Annotated in this window: 22 protein-coding genes; 5 read left to right on the forward strand and 17 right to left on the reverse strand. The window is 59.1% G+C overall.

All coding sequences use genetic code 11. The annotated features are described in order from the left end of the window. Positions 1 to 198: 198 nt before the first annotated feature. The 11 genes from C4J91_RS17300 to C4J91_RS17350 form a co-directional block, all read right to left on the reverse strand. The gene (locus tag C4J91_RS17300; RefSeq protein WP_256658874.1) at positions 199 to 1059 is read right to left on the reverse strand and encodes a hypothetical protein; all 861 of its coding nucleotides are present in this window, start codon (positions 1057 to 1059) and stop codon (positions 199 to 201) included. 110 nt (positions 1060 to 1169) lie between these two features. Beyond that, positions 1170 to 2321, reverse strand: a complete 1152-nt coding sequence (locus C4J91_RS17305; RefSeq protein WP_256681598.1) for a type III secretion protein — start codon at positions 2319 to 2321, stop codon at positions 1170 to 1172. Between the two features lie 260 nt (positions 2322 to 2581). Further along, entirely contained in the window at positions 2582 to 3514 is a 933-nt protein-coding gene (locus C4J91_RS17310; RefSeq protein ID WP_124363457.1) for a pyridoxamine 5'-phosphate oxidase family protein, read from the reverse strand. 79 nt (positions 3515 to 3593) lie between these two features. After that, positions 3594 to 4478 carry a LysR family transcriptional regulator gene (locus C4J91_RS17315; protein WP_124363458.1) on the reverse strand — a complete coding sequence of 295 codons (885 nt, stop codon included), beginning with the start codon at positions 4476 to 4478 and terminating at the stop codon, positions 3594 to 3596. Next, a complete protein-coding gene (locus C4J91_RS17320) occupies positions 4478 to 5398 on the reverse strand; it encodes a LysR family transcriptional regulator (protein WP_124363459.1) in 921 nt (306 codons plus the stop codon). Before C4J91_RS17320 ends, C4J91_RS17315 begins: the two co-directional genes overlap by 1 nt. Positions 5399 to 5414: 16 nt before the next feature. After that, positions 5415 to 6041: a glutathione S-transferase family protein gene (locus tag C4J91_RS17325; RefSeq protein ID WP_124363460.1), complete on the reverse strand. Its 627-nt coding sequence runs from the start codon at positions 6039 to 6041 to the stop codon at positions 5415 to 5417. A 141-nt stretch (positions 6042 to 6182) separates the two neighbouring features. Then, the gene (locus C4J91_RS17330) at positions 6183 to 6344 is read right to left on the reverse strand and encodes a hypothetical protein (RefSeq protein WP_256681599.1); all 162 of its coding nucleotides are present in this window, start codon (positions 6342 to 6344) and stop codon (positions 6183 to 6185) included. 248 nt (positions 6345 to 6592) lie between these two features. Then, positions 6593 to 7504, reverse strand: a complete 912-nt coding sequence (locus C4J91_RS17335; protein ID WP_124363461.1) for a DMT family transporter — start codon at positions 7502 to 7504, stop codon at positions 6593 to 6595. 7 nt (positions 7505 to 7511) lie between these two features. Beyond that, positions 7512 to 8177 carry a 2OG-Fe(II) oxygenase family protein gene (locus C4J91_RS17340; RefSeq protein ID WP_124363462.1) on the reverse strand — a complete coding sequence of 222 codons (666 nt, stop codon included), beginning with the start codon at positions 8175 to 8177 and terminating at the stop codon, positions 7512 to 7514. Further along, entirely contained in the window at positions 8170 to 9294 is a 1125-nt protein-coding gene (locus tag C4J91_RS17345) for a ThiF family adenylyltransferase (RefSeq protein ID WP_124363463.1), read from the reverse strand. Before C4J91_RS17345 ends, C4J91_RS17340 begins: the two co-directional genes overlap by 8 nt. A 76-nt stretch (positions 9295 to 9370) precedes the next feature. Beyond that, the gene (locus C4J91_RS17350) at positions 9371 to 9472 is read right to left on the reverse strand and encodes a pantocin A family RiPP (RefSeq protein WP_218565837.1); all 102 of its coding nucleotides are present in this window, start codon (positions 9470 to 9472) and stop codon (positions 9371 to 9373) included. 523 nt (positions 9473 to 9995) lie between these two features. On the opposite strand from C4J91_RS17350, the gene C4J91_RS17355 reads away from it, so the two are divergent. The 5 genes from C4J91_RS17355 to C4J91_RS17375 all read left to right on the forward strand — a co-directional run bounded on the left by C4J91_RS17355 (position 9996) and on the right by C4J91_RS17375 (position 14013). Further along, positions 9996 to 11072, forward strand: a complete 1077-nt coding sequence (locus C4J91_RS17355; RefSeq protein ID WP_124363465.1) for an aldo/keto reductase — start codon at positions 9996 to 9998, stop codon at positions 11070 to 11072. Between the two features lie 73 nt (positions 11073 to 11145). Further along, on the forward strand, positions 11146 to 11382 hold the full coding sequence (locus C4J91_RS17360) for a hypothetical protein (RefSeq protein ID WP_124363466.1): 237 nt from the start codon (positions 11146 to 11148) through the stop codon (positions 11380 to 11382). A gap of 39 nt (positions 11383 to 11421) precedes the next feature. Further along, positions 11422 to 12252: a 5'-nucleotidase, lipoprotein e(P4) family gene (locus C4J91_RS17365; RefSeq protein ID WP_124363467.1), complete on the forward strand. Its 831-nt coding sequence runs from the start codon at positions 11422 to 11424 to the stop codon at positions 12250 to 12252. Positions 12253 to 12796: 544 nt separating this feature from the next. After that, a complete protein-coding gene (locus C4J91_RS17370; protein ID WP_124363468.1) occupies positions 12797 to 13354 on the forward strand; it encodes a helix-turn-helix transcriptional regulator in 558 nt (185 codons plus the stop codon). 86 nt (positions 13355 to 13440) lie between these two features. Next, positions 13441 to 14013, forward strand: a complete 573-nt coding sequence (locus tag C4J91_RS17375) for an HD family hydrolase (RefSeq protein ID WP_124363469.1) — start codon at positions 13441 to 13443, stop codon at positions 14011 to 14013. A gap of 6 nt (positions 14014 to 14019) precedes the next feature. Here the strand turns inward: C4J91_RS17375 and C4J91_RS17380 are convergent, their stop codons facing one another. From C4J91_RS17380 to C4J91_RS17405, 6 genes are all read right to left on the reverse strand, one after another. After that, entirely contained in the window at positions 14020 to 14442 is a 423-nt protein-coding gene (locus C4J91_RS17380; protein WP_124363470.1) for a RidA family protein, read from the reverse strand. A gap of 177 nt (positions 14443 to 14619) precedes the next feature. Further along, positions 14620 to 16203, reverse strand: a complete 1584-nt coding sequence (locus C4J91_RS17385) for an FAD-dependent oxidoreductase (RefSeq protein ID WP_124363471.1) — start codon at positions 16201 to 16203, stop codon at positions 14620 to 14622. Between the two features lie 11 nt (positions 16204 to 16214). Beyond that, a complete protein-coding gene (locus C4J91_RS17390; protein WP_124363472.1) occupies positions 16215 to 17138 on the reverse strand; it encodes an ABC transporter substrate-binding protein in 924 nt (307 codons plus the stop codon). Positions 17139 to 17156: 18 nt separating this feature from the next. Further along, positions 17157 to 17930 carry an amino acid ABC transporter ATP-binding protein gene (locus C4J91_RS17395; RefSeq protein WP_124363473.1) on the reverse strand — a complete coding sequence of 258 codons (774 nt, stop codon included), beginning with the start codon at positions 17928 to 17930 and terminating at the stop codon, positions 17157 to 17159. Beyond that, complete coding sequence (locus tag C4J91_RS17400) at positions 17923 to 18894, reverse strand: amino acid ABC transporter permease (RefSeq protein ID WP_124363474.1); 972 nt, start codon at positions 18892 to 18894, stop codon at positions 17923 to 17925. Before C4J91_RS17400 ends, C4J91_RS17395 begins: the two co-directional genes overlap by 8 nt. A gap of 19 nt (positions 18895 to 18913) precedes the next feature. Beyond that, entirely contained in the window at positions 18914 to 21307 is a 2394-nt protein-coding gene (locus tag C4J91_RS17405) for a TonB-dependent siderophore receptor (RefSeq protein ID WP_124363475.1), read from the reverse strand. Positions 21308 to 21500 lie beyond the last annotated feature (193 nt).

Consider the following 21500-nt stretch of genomic DNA (forward strand, 5'->3'; position numbering starts at 1 on the left):
GTTCCCATGCTCCGCGTGGGAAAGTAGCCCGTGACGCTCTGCGTCACCTGTGTCCAGTAGCGGTTGGCGGGACGCGAAGCGTCCCAGGAAGCGTTACCACGCAGAGCGTGGGAACGATCCCATGTGGTTCACCCGCTGAAATCTTTATACCGCGCTGGGCGGCGCGTGGGGCGAGCCACCGAGCCTGGCGGTCGCACGCTAGAGCAGTTTCAGTCCAATGACTGAATGGCGGTTCCAGTCGCGCTTATCCAGTTGCTGTTTGTACCCATAACTGTCCAGAAAGCCGTCCACCACCGCCATTGAGTGAAACGCGTCGGCGATCGTGCCGATAGCCCCGTCCATGAAGTCCTGGAGGGTTGCGGGCGCAACGAAGTCCTTTAAGCCCAGGCGTCGCAGGGCCTGCCCCGGATACTCACCGTCATTCAACGTGCGCATGGCGGCGGCGAAGCTCTCATTGGCCTCGCCGTCATTATTTTCGAGATACGCGCGCTTGGCGCTCACGGCATATAAGAACTGCGCATTGACCAGTACATCATTGGGTCGGTCGGCGCCGAAGTTCGCGCCGGCCCGGGCCTGTTTCAGCTCATCATGGGTGATGTCCAGCTTGAAGCCATCACGCATGACGACACGATAGCCGGTGTTGATGGCGTGTATGGACGTGTAAATACCGTGGGGGTTGTGACCGAACTTCATCATGGCGGCTTTGATGGCGGATACCGTCACGCAATTGCCTTCGGTCAACTGATAGAAGTTCTGGAAAATATCTTTGGGTTTGGCGCCCGTATTCGCAGGTGTGCCTTTCAGAAACTCGTCACGGTTTACATCACGCTTATCGACGCGCCGTTCATTCAGATTATCAAGGGGGGACGGTGAGGGTTTTACGTCGACTTCCGGTTTAAGCCGCGCCGCTAAAAGCGCCAATAAACGTTCCAACTCTCCCACCAGGTTATTCAACTGCTCGGCTGCTCCGGCGGGTGCAGCCTCATTTGCAGCACCTGAAGAAATTACCGTACCACTCGCCTCGGCGAAGCCAGGGACAGCATACTTAACGTTAGACACTAACATCCACAATCACTCGCATAGCTGACTTAAAAAAGGCGCATAAACACTCAGCGCCATGAACACTACGGCCACTGTTCTAATGAGAATAAGCAGATAAATATGTGGTTTTACTCAACTTGATCGCGAAGCGTTACAACCTTCAACGACGGCGAAACGGGCTGGTTGTATAGCTGCCCCTCCATGACCCCATCAAAGAGCGCACCATTCTTGTGTCGCTCGCCCTTGTCCAATGGCACCCCGACGCGCGCGCCCAGTGCACTGGCGTCGATGATCTGCATATGTTCTTTGAGGCCCAGGTACGACAACGCCATACCGCCGCCGATGCCCTGTGCCGCTGCCGCCAGCACCCCCGGATAAGTACGGTGGGCGTGGTAAGCGCTGTCCTTGCCATAAATGCTGTAGAACGGGTCCGTTGCATTGTTGCGCGCCTGCTCCAGGTGCTGACGCTTGCTCATTACCCCAAACAGAAATTGCGCGTCCTTGACCATGCCTTCATCACCGCCACTGAATTTCGCCGCCTTGGCCGCCAGTTGCAGCTCTTCACCGGTGATATGCAGTTTGAAGCCGTCTTTCATCGTGACGTTATAGCCATCCCCACTCTTGACGACGTGCGTGAACACCCCGGTTGGACTTTGCCCGAAGGTGGCCATGGCCACCTTGATCGCCGCCACGTGTTCTTCTCTGCCCGTGGTGCCCAGGTAGGGAAAGTTCTCATAGGTGGCGCGCAGCCCGTTGCGTATATCGTCGGGTTTTTGCCTTGGGGCTTTTTCAGACAAAAACGTGTTCGACGGCTCGCTGTTTTTATCGGAAAACATTTCAATAAGTTCAGTATCGAAAGCGTTTCGGCTACTGGCCAGATCTGACCGATTCATGAACGGTGCCAGTTGTTCTTTCCATCGGCTTTTACCGGGCTGCACAGTCTCAGGCGTTGGCACGACGTCGATCTGGGGTTTGGGAATGATATTCACGAATGGTTTGGGTATTACGGCCACCGGGGGGGGTGGGGCGGGTGGCGTATTCTGCTCGTTCATCCATGTTTTAAGTGTTGTTACGAGCGTATTGAGCAAGGTCAACAGTTCAGCTGTTCCCCGATCATTACCACCCGGCTGAACTGTTCGAGCAATCGCCTGATGAGCCGGTACTTGTCCGAAGCGATTGAGTCGATCGGACGTTGACGGCCCCTGTGTGTTATCAAACTGCTCAGAAGTTGCATAGGCGGAATAAGCCTGTTTAGTGTCAGACGTGTTAAGCGTGACCATCTTGTTTAGCCTCATTTATCAGAAGGAGTCCTCATGCGTGGCAAGCCAGTGGGAAACGTTCCTGATATCAGAGGCGTAACAGGTAACAACGTCCTTCTATTTCAGCTGATTTCTATCGGACAATTCCTCAACGGCGACGTTTTCATCCGAACAGTCCTCAGCGTAATTCCAGCTGCCACAAATGAGCCAGCTGAACCGCCGCTATCTGGGGCAAGCCCCCTCCCACATTTGACCTCCAGCGCCGGGCAGACCGCGCCTGGCTACCAGCTTCCCATCGCCAGGCTATAGGGCGAAAACTCGACGAACCGCCAGCGCAAGGCCAATGCTGCCGGACGGCGGACCACCTGTTCCACGGTCACCGTCCATAACCGCTGCGCCCCTTCGAACTCGGCCACTTGCGGCCCGCTGAGGATCAGCGAAGTACGCCCGGCCACTTGCAGCACGTCACCCGATTCAAAATCAATGAACAACAACCCCGCCACCGGGTTGGTTTGCAGGTTGCCGAGGGTGTTGAAGAACAGGTTGCCGGCAAAATCCGGAATGGTCAGCACATTGCCCTCGACCCGCACAAAACCGGTGCTGCCGCCGCGATGGGAAACATCCACCGAGCGCTCGCCGTGCAGGTCGACATAACTGGCGACGAAGAAGGTGTCGGCATTGCGGATCATTGTGTGTGCGACCCCATCCAGGCTGTCGCTGCGCTCAGCCACGCTGCCAGGTTTGCGCGCAATAGTATCGACGGGGCGCAGTTGGATGTATTTGGGGCAGTTGCCGAAGCTCTGCACCACGTCCACCGCAAAGCCGTCTTGATCCAGCGCGCCGATGCGCCCATTCATACGATTGCGACGGCGTGTATTCAGGTCGATACCGAGCACGCCGACGGCCGCGCCGACCGTTAGCCCCGCCCGGGCGGGGTCGCTTTTGCAGGGCAGGCTGTCGATTTGCAACCGCTGCGGATCAGGCGAATGCGCGAAGCCTGGCGCGCCTTCGAGCATCGTTGCCCATGGAATGCCGTGTTCATCCACCACGCCCAGCATCAGGTAAGGCAGCAAGGGAAAGAAATCGCGATGCTGCTCCGGCAGGTGATCGCGTATGACCTTGGGGCCGATCACGGCCATGCGTTCTGCCACGCCGGCACTTTCCTGCAGTTGCCGTTCGCCGCTGTGCCAGGGGGATGCTTCGATCGCGTTCATGGCGCTCACCTCTCGTTGGATAGCCAAATGCTGCGCCTGACCTGTCGCCGAGAGAATGACCACCCCGGGCAATCCACTGTTACGCCAACTGAAACGCCGGGTGCTCGCGCAAGGCCGCTACACAGTCATCGACAAAACTGCGCACGCGCATGGACGCATGGCGACCTTCGCGATACACCACCTGCACCGGTACCGCAGGCAATTCAAAGCCAGGCAATACGCGAAGCAGCCGGCCGCTCAGCAAGTGCTCGTGCACCGGGTAGCTCAGGCAACGCAGCAGCCCTGCCCCCGTCAAGGCCGCATTAATGGAACCCTGCACCGTGGCGCAGCGCAGCCGTGCGCGGGCCTTGAGCTGATAGTGCGCGAAGTCCCATTGCACCGGGTCGGCATTGGCGATCAAATGATGCTGCTTGAGGGCGGCGGGATGCTGCGGTTCTCCGTGGGCGGCCAGGTAACCGGGGCTGGCGCAGAGGATATGCCGCACATGCCCCACCGGCCGTGCGATCAATGACGAGCTGGGCAACTCGCCTACCAGCACCGCCACGTCCAGCCCTTCTTCGTGCAGGTTCGGGTAGTAGTCGTGATAGTGGGCGACCACACGTACTTGCGGGTAGCGGTCCATATACGTGGCCAGTACCGGCGCCATCACATAGCGGCTGAACAGCAACGGCAAGAATACCCGCAGATTGCCCTGGGCCTGGCTATGCAACCCTTTGGCCGAAGCTTCAGCCGCCTCCACCGCAGCCAGCAGCCGCACACAGTCGGCCATGTAGGCATCGCCCGCGTCGGTCAGGCTGACCCCACGGGTACTGCGCTGCAACAACGTTACGCGCAAACGCCCTTCCAGACGTGCAATCGCCCGCACCAGGGTCGGGCCGGAGACCTGCGCCAAGCGCGCCGCCGCCGCCAGGCTCGGTTGCCCGGCCAGCGCCGCGAACAACTGCATATCGCGATAACGTTCCATCAGTCGCGCGGCTTTATCAGCGGTTTCAGGGCCACGTCATGCCCAAGCCGATCGGCAAGGAAATCGACGAAGGTGTGGACCTTGGCCGGCACTCGCCCGTTGTTCTGGAATACCACCTGCACCGGCAGCGCTGCCGGCTCGAAATCCTGCAGCACAAGCTCCAGCTCACCCGCCGCCACCGCCGCCGCCACCTGATAGGACAGCACCCGCGTCATGCCCCAGCCCAGGCGCGCCAGGTGGATCGCGGCGTTGTTCGCAGTGACCACCAGGCGCGGTTCGATAGCTACCGTCAGCGCCTGGCCGGCGTCGACAAACGCCCATTCATCCAGGCGTTGGCTGGCGGATGAGGCCACGATCTTCGCTTCACGCAAGTGTTCAGGCCGTTGGGGTCGCCCATGCCGGTCGAGGTAAGCGGGCGACGCGCACACCACCCGGCGCACTTCACCGACCTTGATCGCCTGCTGCCCCGGCTCGTGCAGATGACCGATGCGCACGGCCACGTCGACGCCTTCGTCGCTCATATTGACCACACGGTCGACCAGCAGCGCATTGATGTTCACCTGGGGAAAGCGGTCGAGATAATCGCCCAGCGTCGGCGCCACGAACAGCTCGCCGAACAGCACCGGGGCGGTCACGTTCAGTTGCCCGCAGGGGATCGAATAACTGCCCGCTGCCGCTTCCTCGGCCTCGTCCAGCTCGGCGAGGATACGCCGACAGTCTTCCAGGTAACGCTGCCCGGCTTCGGTCAAGTGCAGGCTGCGGGTGGTGCGCGCCAGCAGCTGGGTGCCGATGCGTTGTTCCATGGCGGCAATCGCCCGGGTCACGCTGGGCGGCGAGGTGTTCAGACGCCGTGCGGCGGCGGCAAAGCCGCCCTCGTCGGCCACCGCGAGGAACACCTGCATTTCATGAAAACGGTCCATCGACGCCCCTTGTTGGTTACTCTGATTGCAGACCCGCCGCCGTGCGCGGCATGCCGACGAAACCCGGCAGTGCTTCAATGCTGGCCAGCCAGGCGCGCACCTGAGGATAGTCGGCCAGCGACACATTGCCTTCCGGCGCATGGGCCGTATAGGTGTAGAACGCGATATCGGCAATGCTCGGCGAATCGCCAGCCAGGAAGCGGCTCTCACCCAGTTGCTGCTCCATTACGTTCAGCAGTGCATGGGCACGGTTGATGGCGACGTCCGCGTCCACGTCGGCGCCAAACACCGTGGCCAACCGCGCCGTGGCAGGCCCGGCATGCAACTGACCGGCCGCAGCCGAGAGCCAACGCTGCACCCGTGCCTGTCCGACCGAATCAGCGGGCAACCACTGGCCGTTGCCATAGGTGGCAGCCAGGTAGACCAGGATGGCATTGGAGTCCGCCAGTATCGTCCCGCCATCGTCGATCACCGGCACTTGGCCGAAGCGGTTGAGGGTGGCGATGAATTCGGGCGATTTATGCGCGCCTTGCTTGAGGTCCACCAGGATAAATTCCATAGGCAGGCCCAGCAGGGACAGCATCAGCTCGACCCGATGGGAGTGGCCGGACAGGGGGAAACCATACAGTTTGATTGCGGGCATGACGGACTCCAGAGCTTTGTCGACCGGATATCGTGTCGATGGCTGCAATCTTCTTATGTACCAACCGCCAGCGGAATTACCAGATTGTACAATCCAGCATTTCAGATAATGAAACAATAACGCGATTCCGCGCTGACGCTGCTAGCCGGCAGTCAGATAAGCTCCCTGGCATTCGAGTGCGCGAATCCTGCGGTAATCCGCCTCGATCACCACTGGGTCGGTATGAACCAGATACACCGTGCCCGGCTGACTGAATACATCCTGGGTCACGCCGATCGGCTGGCCGTTCTCAACGTAAAACACTGCCTCGAAAAACGACTCGACTGCTCATGGGTTTCCGCACATTTAAGTGCAGCGGTCAAATCGCATGATTCCATTAGCTCGACAAGATTATCGCGGCGCAAAGCATTGAGTGTTGCTAGAGGCTGGATTCGTGCAGCTATAGGTGCGATTTCCCACCAAGTGATTGATCCCAGTCAGCTGGCTTTACCGCATGGCGTAACAGGTGATCCTTATAGAAGTGCTGATTGACTGGATCAATAGCCCCAGTGTCATGTTGCCGCCTGATTGGTTTTTGAAATTAATGCAGGTCTAACAATATTTACTATCAATGCACTGATTAGAATTAATGAAAAACCGATCATTGTGCTAGTTGATGGCGTCTCACCGAAGTAAGCTATAGCTAGTATTATAGAAATTATCGGAGAGAATAACGTTGCGTAGCTCGCATATTCTGCATTCTGAAGCTTGATCAAATAAAACCAAATATAAAATACGATCGCCCCTCCTACAACCCCCATAAATAAAATTGAAGCAACAACAGGCAATGAAAAACTCCCGGAAAATTTTATGATTTCGGTAGGCCAACTTATAAATAGCGGAGATACCAAGAAAACGCAAAGGCAACCGAATGTTACCTGCCAGAACACTTTTACCCGGAAATCCACATTGGTCTCTAACCTTTGTGAGATGATAGAACCGATCGACCAAGCTATTGCGCTTGACAGAATGATAAGGTGGCTCGAAGAAAACTCAAAACTACCTATTATCAGCCCAACCCCTGATAAACAAAAAGCTAGCGAAGCAATAGAAAAAGCATCTAGTTTCCTATTCAGGATCATCGCAAAAAAAGATGTAAAACAAGGCATTGTGTAAATGAGAGACGTAGAGTCGGAAATACTTAAGCGCTCCAAGGCTATATTGTTCAAAACTGGGACGAGGAAAACATTAGGAACGGCGATGATGAAAAATTTAAAATAGAGTACAGGCTCTAAACTTATGCCGATTCTATTTACTGGGTTCCAAAATATTGCGTAGAGGAAAAGAACGCTGATAGAAGCGCATGCCAATCGAAATGGCCAAGCGCCCATAGCTTGAACACCTATTTTGGAAACTGGCAAGCCAGCCCCCCAAATTAGGGCCATGCCAGCGATAAGAAGCAAACTTTTTTGAAATGGCGACATAATTTAATTAACCATAACGAGCAATGAGAGCGATCCTGGTTTGATCCGGATTAGCTGTTACCATTGATACAAAATGCGGAACTTTTCGCTGTGAAGTATCGAACACAAATAGCTGGCCGTAAGTTGGCGTCAATGTATCATTAACCGACGAATGGGTTTTATTTAAAATGAAGGTAAGCCCGCCAAAATTCGGATTCCATTGGGGTGTTATGTTCAGTGCTATTCCAAGATTTGAACCTGGGTCGCAATGAGTTGTTAAAAAATCACCTTGGTCGAAACGATTTATGTAGCGAGCCTCCATTGCTCCAATTGTTCGTTCTGATAGCTTCGATAATAATTCTATAAAATCGTCCCTCATAAGGTAATCATCGAAGAGTTTCATGGCCGGATGAATTGGCGCACCCTCGATTTCGGCTAGTCGGCGAAAGCTAAAAGCAAAACCTCCCTCATGGTATATTTTAAGTGCGTCGGCTTTAGCATGCTTTAAACGCGAGTGTGGCACGCTGTATGGCAAATCAACTTCTTCAGTAGAATTGCGAATTATATACGTCCAATCTTGTTCTTCGATGCTTGCGCACGCATCTTTACAGCCATGCACAAGGTCTGGAATGCGTGAACATAGATCGATTGAGCAATAACCTCGCTCTCTAAAGCACTGTGATTTCTTATTCATGTTCGAAGACAGTCTCTTCTCGCTTATCCAGGGTTTGCATTGATAGATAAATCCTCTTGCCTATTACCGTTGGCAGATCGTAGCCAGTAATATGCTTGACGATTTGATCGCATGCTAATCCAGCCATTGCTGACAAGGAGGGAGCGCTTTGCCACGCATTAACTGTCCGATCCCCATCCAAAAAATTATGCTTGAGCCGAGCTCGCTGGAATTTCTCTATATTAGATTTATTGCTGTAATAAGTTTGTCGTGCGGATTGTTTTACATCTTCGAAAGATTTGTGTGACCCATCATTTAGGTATAACGGCCCAATGGATATTTCAAGCGGGTCTCCTCCTAACTCCATTACTGGAATGCCACGCTCTTTGGCCATAGTGTGGATCACTTCTTCTGGTGTGTGTTTTCGATAATAGCCCAAGCTTGCCCAAGCAAGTACGATCAAATCAACACCGTCTAATAGCTTGCTAATTTGTGAGGGGTCTGGAGCAACAAATTCACAAAAGGCTTCCACTATTACATTAGGATTGTACTCATAAATTCTTTCTTTGGCCGCTGACACCTTCTCTTTTCCAACATCTGAAGTAGTGTATAAAATTTGACGATTTATGTTAGATAATTCGACGTCATCACCATCAACCAAGCGCAGTTTTCCTATGCCGGCCATTGCAAGAAGTAGAGAACACCAAGTCCCCCAACCTCCCATTCCAAACATAACGAGATTGCTGGACTTTAGACGCTCCTGATAAATTTGCGAATGTACATGTCCCTTGTCGATCAGCGAAAATTGAAGCATTTGACGGTCATATCGCTCGACCTCTTCACTCGTCAACGCATTTGAAAAAAAAGCGTTATCTTCTAGCAGATTCATCTCATGAAGTGATGCGATAAAGCCGGTGAGGTCCTGCTCAGAGACCTCAACACCCTGATGCCCTAACTCTTTGGCAATCCGCGGCACTGTGCGGGTTCCATCCAACTTCCCTAGCACATCTTTCACCCACTCTGGCGGTGCAACAATGATCTTGGATACTCCCGGAATCTCTCCGATGCAAATATCACCGTCCTCAGCCAGTATGATGTGATGTGATCGCTTGATAAGAGGCTTGGTGTTGGTATTCATACGAGGACTCGCAATTATTTTTGGCATAAGGAAAGGGGCTGCAGTAAGCAACCCCTTACCGAGAAACGTAACTTAATTAATCTTCCAGTTCGATCTCCTCGCCTTCAGAATACATAGCTTTCTCCTCAGAGATAGCCGATACGCGCTCCTCAAGCTCTTCAAATTGTACGTTCTGCATGATTCACCTCGCTCATTTATAAATTAAATCAGTTCAAACCATACGTCGCTCAACGCATTTAATGTATAGAACAAGAATTGATATTCTGCGGCGTTACTTTGTTGCCAAATACTTCAGCTTTCCTAAAATAGTATTTTTAATTCCGAATGATATTGCGGATTAGACTTCCTGTCAGAACACTCAGAAACTACATCTTATGTTAATTATTAGTACGCACACCAAGGAGCTTTCCTACAGTACTTTTAACTTACAAGCGCACTCCTCAAACCGCTCCTGCAAAGTCCGATGACTGCCCGAGAACCACCGGTGGTACGTCAACAGCACTACCCCTGCAGTGCCCAACGCCGGCGCTGCCGCAAAAATCAATCACGGGTCGAACCGCGCCAGTCCTCATGCCGGGGAGGGGGTGGGATTCCTGATTGCCTCACCAACAACCCGTGGCGCGAAGTTTTCATGAAAAAATTCAAACTATCGCCACCCTCATCGTTCACACCTTCACGTGCAACGCAAAGTAGGAGGCAACATGCAATACCGACAACTGGGTCATTCCGGCCTGCTGGTCTCGGAAATCATCCTGGGCACTGTGCCTTTTGGCGGTCGTGCCGAGTTCGAGAAATGCGGTGCGGTGGACGTGCCCCAGGCCAGGCGTATGTTCGATATCGCGTTCGACGCCGGGGTGAATATGATCGACACCGCCGACCTTTACTCCCATGGCCTGGCCGAGGAAGTGGTCGGTAAAGCCCTGGGCGACAAGCGCAACGACATCCTGCTGGCAACCAAGGGCCGCAGTCCGGTGGACCAGAACCCGAACAATTCCGGCTCATCGCGCTATCACTTGATTCGCGCCTGTGAAGCCAGCTTGAAGCGCCTGGGCACCGACCATATCGATTTGTACCAACTGCACAACTGGGACGGCCTGACGCCCATCGAGGAGACGCTCGAGGCGCTGCGCCTGTTGGTCGGCTCGGGCAAGATCCGCTACTTCGGCACCAGCAACTTCACCGCCTGGCAAATGATGAAAACCCTGGGCAAGGCCGAGTTGCACGGCATGCTTAAGCCGATCACCCAGCAGATCTACTACACCCCCGAATCCCGCGAGGCCGAGTACGAGCTGCTGCCGCTGGCATTGGACCAGCAGGTAGGTACGCTGGTATGGGGGCCGATGGGTGAAGGCCTGCTGACCGGCTCGACCCGGCGCGGACATAAGCCACCGGCCAATACCCGCCAGGGCAGCGACTGGCCGGAACCCTACGTGCACGACCAGGAACGCGCGCTGGACATCATCGAAACCCTGGCTGCCGTGGGCGATGAACACGGGGTCTCGGTGGCGCGCACTTGCCTGGCGTGGCTCAAGGATCGCCCGGGGATCACCTCGCTGATCGTCGGCGCCCGTACCGAGGCGCATCTGCGCGACAACCTTGCCGCCACCGAGCTGAAGCTGACCGAGGCGCAGTCCTCACGCATTGAGGCCGTGACGCGTCGCCAGCCGCTGTATCCGTACTGGCATCGGTTTACCGCAGGGATCGATCGCTTCGATCCGGCGGAGCAGCCGTTCCTTGCCGAGCATCAAAAAACCATGGATGCGCGCGAGGACAAATAGCCCTTCGGCGACACACTGCCGTTCAATAGGTGGGAGAGGCCCGTGCCCTCTCACCTTGATCAAGGAGACAGCTTTGATCGCGCAAATCATGATCGCCGCCCTCGGCGTCGTCGCTATCTGGTTCAGCCAAAGCAAACGCCTGCACGTACGCCGCTACGCCTGCCTGTTCGGCATGGCCGGCCAGCCGTTCTGGTTCTGGTCGTCGATCAATGCCGAGCAATGGGGCATCGTGCTGCTCAGCTGTTTCTATACGGTGGCGTGGGCCAAGGGCATCAAGACCCATTGGATTGATCGCAAGGCCGATGGGTAGCGCTTATGATTGAGCCTACCCACCGCTGAGAGCCTTTCAATGCGTAACCTGATCTTCGCCAGCGCCTGCCTTTTATCCATTGCCCTCACCGGCTGCCAGCAAACCCCACCGGCCAACGACCAGCTCGACGCCGTGCTCTGGACCCAGACCTCCATCGAGCACGAGCTGATCTACCGCCAGCTGTTCGCCAACGCGACCCGCCAACTCGATGCAGCCCTGGCCGATCCCACCTGGGACGCCCTGCCCTTGCCTGCACGGGATTTGAAAGGGTTACCCCCGGCCGTGGTGGTCGATATCGACGAAACTCTGCTGGACAACGTGCCGCTCAATGCCCGTGACGTTATCCATAACCAGGTCTATTCCTATGACCGTTGGAACACCTGGGTCGATCAAGCCAAGGCCAAGGCGCTGCCTGGTTCGGTGGCGTTCCTGCAGGCGGCCCGGCAAAAAGGCATTGAGGTCTATTACCTCACCAACCGCGAACACAGCCAGGTGGCAGCCACAGCGAGAAACCTGCGCTTGCGTGGTTTCCCGATCGAGCGCGACGAACAGATCCTGGCCGCCAGCACCCCCATCGGCCAATGCGAAAGCGCCGGCTACGGCAAGGCCTGCCGGCGCCAATGGGTCGCCAGTCACGCGCGCGTGCTGCTGATGGCCGGCGATTCCCTGGGGGATTTCGTACAGGCCGAGCACAACACGCTGGCGGCCCAACGCAAGGCAGTGGCGCCCTATGTGAACTGGCTGGGGCAGCGCTGGTTTCTGCTGCCCAATCCGACTTACGGCAACTGGTACAGCGCGCCGTATGGGGATAATGAAACGTTGCCATTCGAGCAAAAGCGCAGGCTCAAACAGCAGGCGTTGCAGTTGTAGCCCGCCGGCTTGTCCATAGGTATCTACACAACTTTGGCGTGGCTCTGAATCTGTGACGGCTCAGGAGCCGAAGCCTCTCTAACTGATACCCCGCGACCTAAATGTGGGAGGGGGCTTGCCCCCGATGGCGGCCTGACAGACGACCAGGATGCTGGATCAGGGCGAGTACATATCCGTTGCTGCGGTAACGGCGGCTATGGGTTCCGCCCTTACGGCGGCTCACTTTTGAAAAGCGCAAAAGTAAGCAAAACGCTCTTGCCCCACCACTCGGCACCTCGCCCAGGCTCGGTGTGCCCGTAATCCGACAGTGATTTGGGGGGCCGCCGCCACGCGCCATCCATGGCGCGGGGCGGCTAAACCGGCATCCCTGCCGGTTTACCCCCCAAATCACTATCGAATTTCGGCCAGCGTGGTTTAACGGGGCGCCTAGATCAAAAGCAAGATCACGAGCAAGAGCGGCTCGCTTCGCATCGTGGTTACCGTAGGCTGCTAAAAAGTTGTGTAGATTACCTATGTCACTATGTCATTACCGAGGAAACGCGAAATGCCCGCCCTGCTGCTCCAGCCCGCCATTCCGGGCATTGCGCTGCGCCGATGGCGCCTGTTACACCGCGTCAAGCAAACCCATGCCGCACAGATGTTCAACGTAAACCAATCGACGTTGTCCCGCTGGGAGAATGGCCTGCAAGCCATGGACGCTGCCGCGCACCAACAGCTGGAACGGTTGCTGTCCGCTCGGCTTGACACCGCAGCTGATCAGGCCCTGGCTGGGCTGGTCAGAGACAGCTCGCGCGCCGTACACCTGGTGTGCGACCTGACGCACCGCTTCCTGGCCTGTTCGCCCTCCCGCGCCGCACAGTTCAGCCGCCCGTTGGTCGACTTGATGGGCCAATCGCTGTGGCGTTATGCGACAGCGGAAATCCGCCAGGTGGAAGCTGCGCTGGATCACACCGGCTGGCGCGAGAACCAGGCGCCGCCAGCGCTTCAATTCTGCACCGGCAGCAACGACTCCAGCCTCGTGCCGATCCGCCCAAGCCTGTGTCGCTGGACACGCCTGATCCTCAGCGATGGCAGCGCCGCGCGTCTGGTCGAGACGCTCTGACCGGCCTCGCGCATTTTTTATGCGTGGACGCACCGCGCCAGCGCACCTAGGCTTACCTGCATCATCAACCTGATGGATGCAGCGTCATGGACTTCGAGAAAATCAAAGGCCGCCTCGACTTTCTGCGCGAAGCCGAGAAGCTCAAGGACGTGCTCAGAAGCGCCCACACCGCTTCGGGACGCACGGAAAGTACCGCTGAACACAGTTGGCGCCTGTGCCTGATGGCGATGGTGTTCGCCGATCAACTGCCCGGCCTGGACCTGCTTAAAATCCTCAAGATGTGCGTGATCCATGACTTGGGCGAAGCCATTAACGGTGACATTCCAGCAGTCAGCCAGGCGGCGTTTCCCAACAAGGGCGAGCAGGAGCGGCGCGACCTGCTGCAGTTGACCCAAGCCCTGGATGAGCCGCTGAAAAGCCAGATCCTGGCGCTGTGGGATGACTACGAGAACGCGCTGTCGCCGGAAGCCAAAGCCGTCAAGGCGATGGACAAGCTGGAGACCCTGCTGCAGCACACCCAGGGCCTCAACCCGCCGGATTTCGATTACGCCTTCAACCTGGCATACGGCAAGAAACATACGGATGCGGCGCCATTATTCGAGGCGCTGCGCGCGTTGATCGACCGTTCTACCCAGGAACGCCTCGACGCCGCGCAGTGACTGACATCACCCGGCCCTGGCCGCCACCGCCTCCACTTCCACCAACGCCCCCGGCAGGGGCAGCGCCACCACCTGCAAAGCGGTGCGCGCCGGTTTGTTCGGTTGTTCGGGGGTGCCGAAGAATTGCGTGTAACCGCGCTGCAGCCCGGCGAAATCCAGCTTGCCGTCGGTTTCAGCAGCGCCGACCAGAAACACCCGCAACTGCACGATATCGCCCAGGTCCAGGTCCTGCTGCTGAAGGATTTTGCGCAGTTTGTTGAACACCGAAACCGTCTGCACTTCGGTGTTGCCGTAAACCCCGGGGACGTTCGGGTCGGCCAGGTCCGGCAAGGTGCCGCTGACGAAGATCAGGCTGGCCGAGGCCGGTACGGTCACGGTTTGCGAGATGGGGAAATCGCCGACGCTGGTGCGTTGGATGCTGTCGCTCATGGTGTTGCTCCTTGATTGAAGGTTTACACAAATCTCGAAAGCTGCCCCATACCCTTTGTGGCGAGGGAGCTTGCTCCCGCTGGGCCGGGATGGCGGTCACCTAGCTCCCAGCTCAACACGATTGGGACCGCTACGCAGTCCAGCGGGAGCAAGCTCCCTCGCCACGACAGCGCAGTCTCATGACGCCGCCAATGCCGTGATCTGGCGCTGTTGCGTCACGCGCTCGGCCAGTTGCGCAACCACATGCCGCGCCGAATTGGCCGCCGATTCCTGCCAGATGCCCACGCCGCTTTGCACCAGGCCGTCGCCGGCGAAGTACACGCGGCCGTGGGCCTGTTCCAGCAGCGCGCTGGCATCGGCCGGGAAGTGTTCGCGTTGCAGCCACGGGCCTTCGCTGTAGGGGATCTGCTCCCAGGACACCGCCAACGGATGGCGCAGGTGCCTGGAATAACCGGGGTGCAGCAACTCCACGGCGTGCCGGGAGGTGGCGTATTGCGCGTCGAACGACTGCGCGCCGAACACGTCGGCGCCCTCCCCGGTGACGTAACCGGCCACCAGCACGCCTTCGCGGGTATTGAGGTCGTTGCTCGGGTACCAAAGCAAGCGCGCCGGGTGTTCGACCCAGGACAGGCCGCCATAAGTGCGGTAATCGGTTTCCCAGAAGCGCGGCGATTGCCACGCCACTTTGGTTGCCTGGTCGCTGCGGGTGCTGAGCAAGGCCGCCTTGATCGGGTCGCTGAAGTCGGTGTCGAGTTTGGCCAGCAACGGCAGCGGCAAGGTGCAGACCAGGTAATCAGCGCGCACCACCTGTTCACGGCCGCTGTGCTGGTCGTGATAGGTCACCGCGACGCCGTCTCCCAACTGGCGAATCTGCCGTACCTGTGCGCCCAGCTGCACCTGCTCGCGCACGCGCTGGTAGAACGCCTCGGTGATCCGGTCCATGCCGCCCACCGGCTGGAACATGGTTGCCGAAAACTCCGGGAATTCGGTGTGCAGCAGCGCGCCCCACAGCTCTGGATGCAGCAGGCGCTCAAGGTCGAGCGGCCGCGCGCTGGCCGGCAGTGCGCCGGGGTGCGCAGGCGATTCCAGGTGGCCGGAACGCAAACTGCCCTCGTACGCCAGCGCTTGGGAAAGGTCGCCATACACCTGCAGGAACGCGAGCAACCGCGTGCGTTCATCAAGGGTCAAGACATCGTCGAGCGCATCGCGCTGCACTGCCTTGGCGAGCAAGCCGGACAGATGCCCGCGTGCATCGTTGACCGCCTGGCCGACGGTGAACGCCGGTTGCTGCAAGTCGGGCCGCACCTGGGCGCCATGGCTGCTGTTGACCAGCACTTCCAGGGGCACGCCCAATTCGCTGCAATAGTCGAGGATCGTGCGATGCTGGCTGGGAATACGCGCAGGGCCGGCGTTGAAATACTGGCCCGGATCGAACGCCACAGTTTGCGAGCGGCCATCCTTGTAGTCCACGCGGTCGCCGTTGCGCAGGGTCCAAGTGCGCCCACCCACGCGGTCGCGCGCCTCCAGCACCTGCACGGTGAACCCGGCCCGGTTCAGTTCCAGCGCAGTGACCAGCCCGGCAATCCCGGCGCCCAGCACCAGCACGCGGGTGCCCTGGCCCAGGCCATCCTTGAGTTTCAGCGGTTGCGGCCGCCGGTGTGAAGACGGCCCCAGGCCCAATGCGGCCAGCGCATCCTTGACCGCCTTTTCGCCGCCGACTGCGGCGATGCTGGACAGCGCTTCACGTCGTGTCAGTGTCATGTTCGCGACTCCTAATCCGGCAGGCCCGGTGGGTTGATCAGCGATTTATCCACGCGCTCCACATCCAGCCCCCAGCGCTGCAGCACCTGCGCGTATTGCCCTCCGGCAATCGCACCTTCCAGGGCGGTGTGGATCGGCTTGACCAGGCCGTTGTCCTTGCGCGTGGTCACGGCGATATCCGCCTGCAACGGCCAGCCGCCGTTGACGGTGCCGACGCGCTTGATACCGCCGGTGATCGCCGCCGAATAGGCGTACACCGAGTTGGGCCCGAACAACGCATCGCTGCGCCCCGACTGCACCGCCAGCTGCGCGGCGGCCTGGTCGTCGAAGTACTGCAACAGCGCAGGCTTGAGGCCGGCCTTTTCATTGGCCTCGTTCCACGCCAGCAAGACCTTTTCCTGATTGGTCCCGGAGCCGACGATGATCTTCAGCCCGGCAATGTCGGCGGCCTGTTTGATCTCGCTGATCGGGCTGGTGCTCTTGACGTAAAACCCGAGCACATCCTGTCGATAGGTGGCGAAGTCAAAGCGCTTCTTGCGCGCCTCGGTCACGGTGACGTTGCTGATCACCGCGTCGTACTTGCCCGAGCTGACGCCCAGGGGCCAGTCCTCCCAACTGGTCTGCACAACGTTCAGTTGCAGGCCGAGGCTGTCGGCGACCAACTGCGCGGTGTCGGCTTCACTGCCGATGGTGGTCTTGTCATCGCTGGCCAGCAGCGCCAATGGCGGCCCGGCCACACCGGACACGGCCACGGTGAACTTGCCCGCCTGGGCGAACTTGAAGCCCGGCGGGATTTGCGCGATGGCCGCCTCGTTACGTGGCGCATGAATGCGCGGGCGGTCGGGGCTGAGGTCGACCTGCTGCACAGCAAGCGCGTGTTGTGCGGTGCCGACGGCAAGCGCCAGCACGGCCACGCGCAGGGGATGGTTAAACATGGGCAGTCACTCCTTGAACTAAAGCACCTTGCCGAGAAAGGCCTGGGTGCGGGGATGTCGGGGTTGGCGCAAGATCTGTTCGGGCGGGCCTTCTTCGATCAACTGGCCGTCGCAGAGAAACACCACATGGTCGGCCACCTCGCGGGCAAAGCCGATTTCGTGGGTGACGATCACCAGGGTCACGCCCGATCGGGTCAGGCCCTTGATCACGTCGAGTACTTCGCCCACCAGTTCCGGGTCGAGGGCCGAGGTGGGTTCGTCGAACAGCAGCACCTTGGGGTCCAGCGCCAGGGCACGCGCAATGGCGACGCGCTGTTGCTGGCCGCCGGAGAGCTGGCGCGGGTAGGCGTCGAGTTTGTCCGCCAGGCCGACCTTGGTCAGCAGTTCGGCAGCTTTGCCCTGGGCTTCGGCCCTGCTCCAGCGCTTGTGGGCCAACGGCGCTTCGGCAACGTTTTCCCAGGCGGTGAGGTGCGGGAACAGGTTGAAGTTCTGGAAGACGAAGCCCACGTCGATGCGCCGCTTGAGAATTTCGCGCTCCTTGAGCTCGTAGAGCAGGTCACCCTTGCGCCGATAGCCGACGTACTCGCCGTCGATGGTGATATGCCCGCTGTCGATCTTTTCCAGGTGATTGATGGTGCGCAGCAAGGTGGATTTGCCCGAGCCGGACGGCCCGAGGATCACTGTGACTTTGCCCGGATCGATCGTCAGGTCGATGTTATCGAGCACCTGCTGGTTTCCGAACCGCTTGCCCACGCCCTGGATCTGGATGCGCCCTGCGCGTGCTTCAGCCATGGGATGTCTCCTTGAGCCAATGGCGCAGGCGTTGCAGCGGTGTCGGCGGCAGCACGCGCGCGGTGCCTCGGGCGAAATGGCGCTCGACGTAATATTGGGCGCTGGTCAGCACCGTGGTGATGATCAGGTACCACACCGTGGCCACGATCAGCAGCGGGATCACCGCCTGGGTGCGGTTGTAGATGACCTGCACGGTGTAGAACAGCTCCGGCAGGGCCAGCACGTAGACAATGGACGTGCCCTTGACCAGGCCGATGATTTCGTTGAAACCCGACGGCAGAATCGAGCGCAAGGCCTGGGGCAAAATGATCCGGAAAATCCGCCGCGAGGCCGGCAGCCCCAATGCCGCCGCCGCTTCATGCTGGCCGGCATCCACCCCGATCAAGCCGCCGCGGATGATCTCCGCCGCGTACGCCGCCTGCATCAGGCTCAAGCCCAGCACCGCCACGGTGAACTGGCTGAGCACATCCACGGTGGACCATTGCGCGAACACCTGCTCGGTGAACGGCACGCCGATCACGATGTGGTCGTACAGGTAGGCAAAGTTGTAGAGGATGATCAGCACCAGCAGCGCCGGCATCGAGCGGAAGAACCAGATATAACCCCAGGCCAACGCCGCCAGCAGCGGCGAGCCCGACAACCGCGCCAGGGCCAGCGCGGTGCCGAGAATGACGCTGAACAGCGTGCTCAGCAGCGTCAGCAACAGGGTCTGCCCCAGGCCGCGCAGCACCGACGGCGAGAAGAACCACTGGCCGAACACGCCCCACTCCCAACGCGGGTTGGTGGCCAGGGAGTGCACGATGGCGAGCAGCACCAGCGCGGCGAAGATCGACCCAGCCCAGCGCCACGGATGCCGGGCCGGCACCACCTGCAGGGCCTTGATCGGCGTGGCGGCGCGGCGCGTGCGGATCGGGTAATGGTTGACCTCATCGATCAGGTCGTAGGGTTTGGCGACAATGGGCATGTTCTATTCCTCGCAGGCCTCAGAAGGCATAAGTCAACCGGGTGTAGTAGTACCCGCCGGTAAAACCATAGGGCGAATAGGTGCCGTAGCTGGCGAGCATGGTGCTGCTCGGCACGCCTTGTTTCTTGGGGTAAATGTCGAAGAGGTTCTTGGCGCCGATGGCCAGGTTGAGGTCCTTGGTGAGGTTGTAGCCAAGGTCGAGGTCGGTGATCCATTTGGCGCTGTAGACGCGGTCCAGGTCGCGATTGGCCGATGCGTTGACTTCCTTGTAGGCGCCGTAGCGCGTCAGGGCCAGGTTGAGGTTCACGCGCCCGATGCTCCAGTCACCGCCGAGGATCAGCTTGGTGTTGGGTTGCACGTCGGTGATCAGGTTGCGCGCCTCGCGGTCCATCAGCTCGTAGGAGGTGCCGAGGATGGTGGTCGACTCCTTGTAATTGAGGATTTTGGTCTGGTTCCAGTTGAACGCGGCCGTCCACTTCACGGCACCGAACGCGCCCAGGTCGTGGTTATAGCTGCTGACCAGGTCCAGGCCCTTGGTGCGGGTGTCGGCACCGTTGATGAAGTACTGGCCGCCAGAGGTGGAGTTGACGCCGTTGTTCTGCAACACCTGGGTAACTTCCGGCCCGAGCAAGGTGCCCGTGAGGGTGATGCGGTCGCGCAGGTTGATCACGTAGGCATCGGCGGTGAAGCTCAGGCGGTCGGTGGGGGTGAGGGTGAAACCGAGGCTGAAGTTGGTGGAGCGTTCGGGCTTGAGGTCCTCGGCGCCCAACGCCTTGGCCGCCGCCGAACCGACTGGCAATACGCCGTAGTTGATCGACTGGTACACCCCGTCGACCACGCCATAGGTGGTCGAGCGCGCACTGAACAGGCTGTTGGCCAGGGACGGCGCACGAAAGCCATTGCTCACCGTGGCACGCACCGCGAATTGCGGCGTGAAGTCATAACGCGTGGTCAGTTTGCCGCTGCGAGTAGCGCCCACGCCCTGGTTGTAATGCTCATAGCGCACGGCGGTGCCCACGTACCAGTCCGGCAGCGGGTTGAAGCCCGCGTCCACGTAACCTGCGACGCTGTTGCGCGAGGCGGTGCTTTCTTCGTCCGGGGAAATGCCGTTGGTGACCTGGGCCCCAGACGACGCGCAATTGCCCGGTGCCACGCAGTAGCCGCCGTTGGCATAGGACGCGTAGTCACCGGCCTGCACCTCATAGGTGTCGCGTCGGTGCTCGAGGCCATAAGACAGGTCCAGCGGCTTTTGCAGGCCGATATCGAAGCCGCGCTTGACGTCCAGGTTGGTGGTCAGCTCGGTGGAAATCCAGGTGCCGGAGGTGAAGCTGTTCGGCGTGGCCTCGCCCAGGGACGGGTTCTGGTTATGGGTGGTGCCCTGCTCCGCTTCGTTGCGCCCGTAGGTGGTGGACAGGTCCCAGTCCCACTCGCCCACGGTGCCTTTGCCACCGAAGGCGGCCTGGAAATCGTCTTCGTCGATGTACCAGGTGGGCGTGTAGCCGGCCGGATAACCGTTGGGCCCGGTGGTGATGGTGTTGGTGATGGTCGGCAGGCGAAAGTTCTGGCCCTGCTCGGCCTTGCGCCGTGAGTAAGTGGTGAAGGAGTAAAGGCTCAGGCTGTCGTCGAGCGGCAGTTCGGCGTTGTAGCCCAGGGTCAGCAGGTTGGTCTTGGGCGTGCCGTAGCCGCCGTAAGTGGACTTGCCGGCCAGGCCGTAGGCTTGTTCGTAGGTGTAGCCGTTGGCGCTGGCCTTGTTGTCGTCATTCTGGCTGCGCGCATCCAGGGCCAGTTGCACGATGCCGCCGTCGCCGATTTCAAAGCCTTTGTTGAGGCTTTGCTGCACAGTCTGCTTCTTGCCGTCATAGCCAAGGCCGGCGTTGGTCACCGAGGTGCCGCTGGTGTCGGCCTTGAGGATCACATTGATCACCCCGGCGATGGCGTCGGAACCGTACTGGGCGGCGGCGCCGTCGCGCAGCACTTCCACATGGTCGATGGCGCTGATGGGGATCAGGTCCAGGTCGGCCGGTGCGGCGCCGGTGTTGATGCCGTTGATGTTCAGGGTCGCACTGGTATGACGCCGCTTGCCATTGACCAGTACCAGCACCTCGGCGGCGCTCAAGCCACGCAGGTTGGGTGCGCGGGCAATGCCGCTGGCGTCCCAGCCGGTTTTTTCCGGGAGTGTCAGCGATGGAATCACCGCACTGAGCGCTTCCATCAAACCGGGTTTACCGGTGCTTTGCAGTTGTTTGGCGCTGACCACATCGATAGGCACCGGGCTGCTGGTGACCGTGCGTTGCTCGGCGCCACGGTTACCGGTGACGACCACGGTGGATAGGGTGCTGTCGCCCTGGGCCTGGGCCGCGGCGGCCAGCAGGGAAAAAGTCAAGGCTGCGGTGGGGGGTAGAACATGCTTCATCGCTGATCCCGGTTTTTCAAATCGCAGGGTCGGGCAGGCACGCGTCAGACGCGGCATGGCCGGTGTTCAAGGTGTGGGTGCGGTTTGAACTAGGTGTGGGGCGAGCGAGGGGCTTGAAGGGGCAACATACGTTGAACTCCGTTCCAACGATTCTGCTGCCGGGGATTACCCGGTCAGGTGCGCAGAATCTGAA

The organism is Pseudomonas sp. R3-52-08 (assembly GCF_003851745.1).
GTDB lineage: Bacteria > Pseudomonadota > Gammaproteobacteria > Pseudomonadales > Pseudomonadaceae > Aquipseudomonas.

What these genes read in the sequence shown, in the direction of transcription:
- C4J91_RS17355 (WP_124363465.1), top strand. Translation starts at nt 9,996, where the DNA reads ATGCAATACCGACAACTGGGTCATTCCGGCCTGCTGGTCTCGGAAATC.
- C4J91_RS17350 (WP_218565837.1), bottom strand. Translation starts at nt 9,472, where the DNA reads ATGCAGAACGTACAATTTGAAGAGCTTGAGGAGCGCGTATCGGCTATC.
- C4J91_RS17310 (WP_124363457.1), bottom strand. Translation starts at nt 3,514, where the DNA reads ATGAACGCGATCGAAGCATCCCCCTGGCACAGCGGCGAACGGCAACTG.
- C4J91_RS17320 (WP_124363459.1), bottom strand. Translation starts at nt 5,398, where the DNA reads ATGGACCGTTTTCATGAAATGCAGGTGTTCCTCGCGGTGGCCGACGAG.
- C4J91_RS17375 (WP_124363469.1), top strand. Translation starts at nt 13,441, where the DNA reads ATGGACTTCGAGAAAATCAAAGGCCGCCTCGACTTTCTGCGCGAAGCC.
- C4J91_RS17390 (WP_124363472.1), bottom strand. Translation starts at nt 17,138, where the DNA reads ATGTTTAACCATCCCCTGCGCGTGGCCGTGCTGGCGCTTGCCGTCGGC.
- C4J91_RS17405 (WP_124363475.1), bottom strand. Translation starts at nt 21,307, where the DNA reads ATGAAGCATGTTCTACCCCCCACCGCAGCCTTGACTTTTTCCCTGCTG.
- C4J91_RS17325 (WP_124363460.1), bottom strand. Translation starts at nt 6,041, where the DNA reads ATGCCCGCAATCAAACTGTATGGTTTCCCCCTGTCCGGCCACTCCCAT.
- C4J91_RS17385 (WP_124363471.1), bottom strand. Translation starts at nt 16,203, where the DNA reads ATGACACTGACACGACGTGAAGCGCTGTCCAGCATCGCCGCAGTCGGC.
- C4J91_RS17395 (WP_124363473.1), bottom strand. Translation starts at nt 17,930, where the DNA reads ATGGCTGAAGCACGCGCAGGGCGCATCCAGATCCAGGGCGTGGGCAAG.
- C4J91_RS17345 (WP_124363463.1), bottom strand. Translation starts at nt 9,294, where the DNA reads ATGAATACCAACACCAAGCCTCTTATCAAGCGATCACATCACATCATA.
- C4J91_RS17370 (WP_124363468.1), top strand. Translation starts at nt 12,797, where the DNA reads ATGCCCGCCCTGCTGCTCCAGCCCGCCATTCCGGGCATTGCGCTGCGC.
- C4J91_RS17315 (WP_124363458.1), bottom strand. Translation starts at nt 4,478, where the DNA reads ATGGAACGTTATCGCGATATGCAGTTGTTCGCGGCGCTGGCCGGGCAA.
- C4J91_RS17400 (WP_124363474.1), bottom strand. Translation starts at nt 18,894, where the DNA reads ATGCCCATTGTCGCCAAACCCTACGACCTGATCGATGAGGTCAACCAT.
- C4J91_RS17340 (WP_124363462.1), bottom strand. Translation starts at nt 8,177, where the DNA reads ATGAATAAGAAATCACAGTGCTTTAGAGAGCGAGGTTATTGCTCAATC.
- C4J91_RS17305 (WP_256681598.1), bottom strand. Translation starts at nt 2,321, where the DNA reads ATGGTCACGCTTAACACGTCTGACACTAAACAGGCTTATTCCGCCTAT.
- C4J91_RS17380 (WP_124363470.1), bottom strand. Translation starts at nt 14,442, where the DNA reads ATGAGCGACAGCATCCAACGCACCAGCGTCGGCGATTTCCCCATCTCG.
- C4J91_RS17365 (WP_124363467.1), top strand. Translation starts at nt 11,422, where the DNA reads ATGCGTAACCTGATCTTCGCCAGCGCCTGCCTTTTATCCATTGCCCTC.
- C4J91_RS17335 (WP_124363461.1), bottom strand. Translation starts at nt 7,504, where the DNA reads ATGTCGCCATTTCAAAAAAGTTTGCTTCTTATCGCTGGCATGGCCCTA.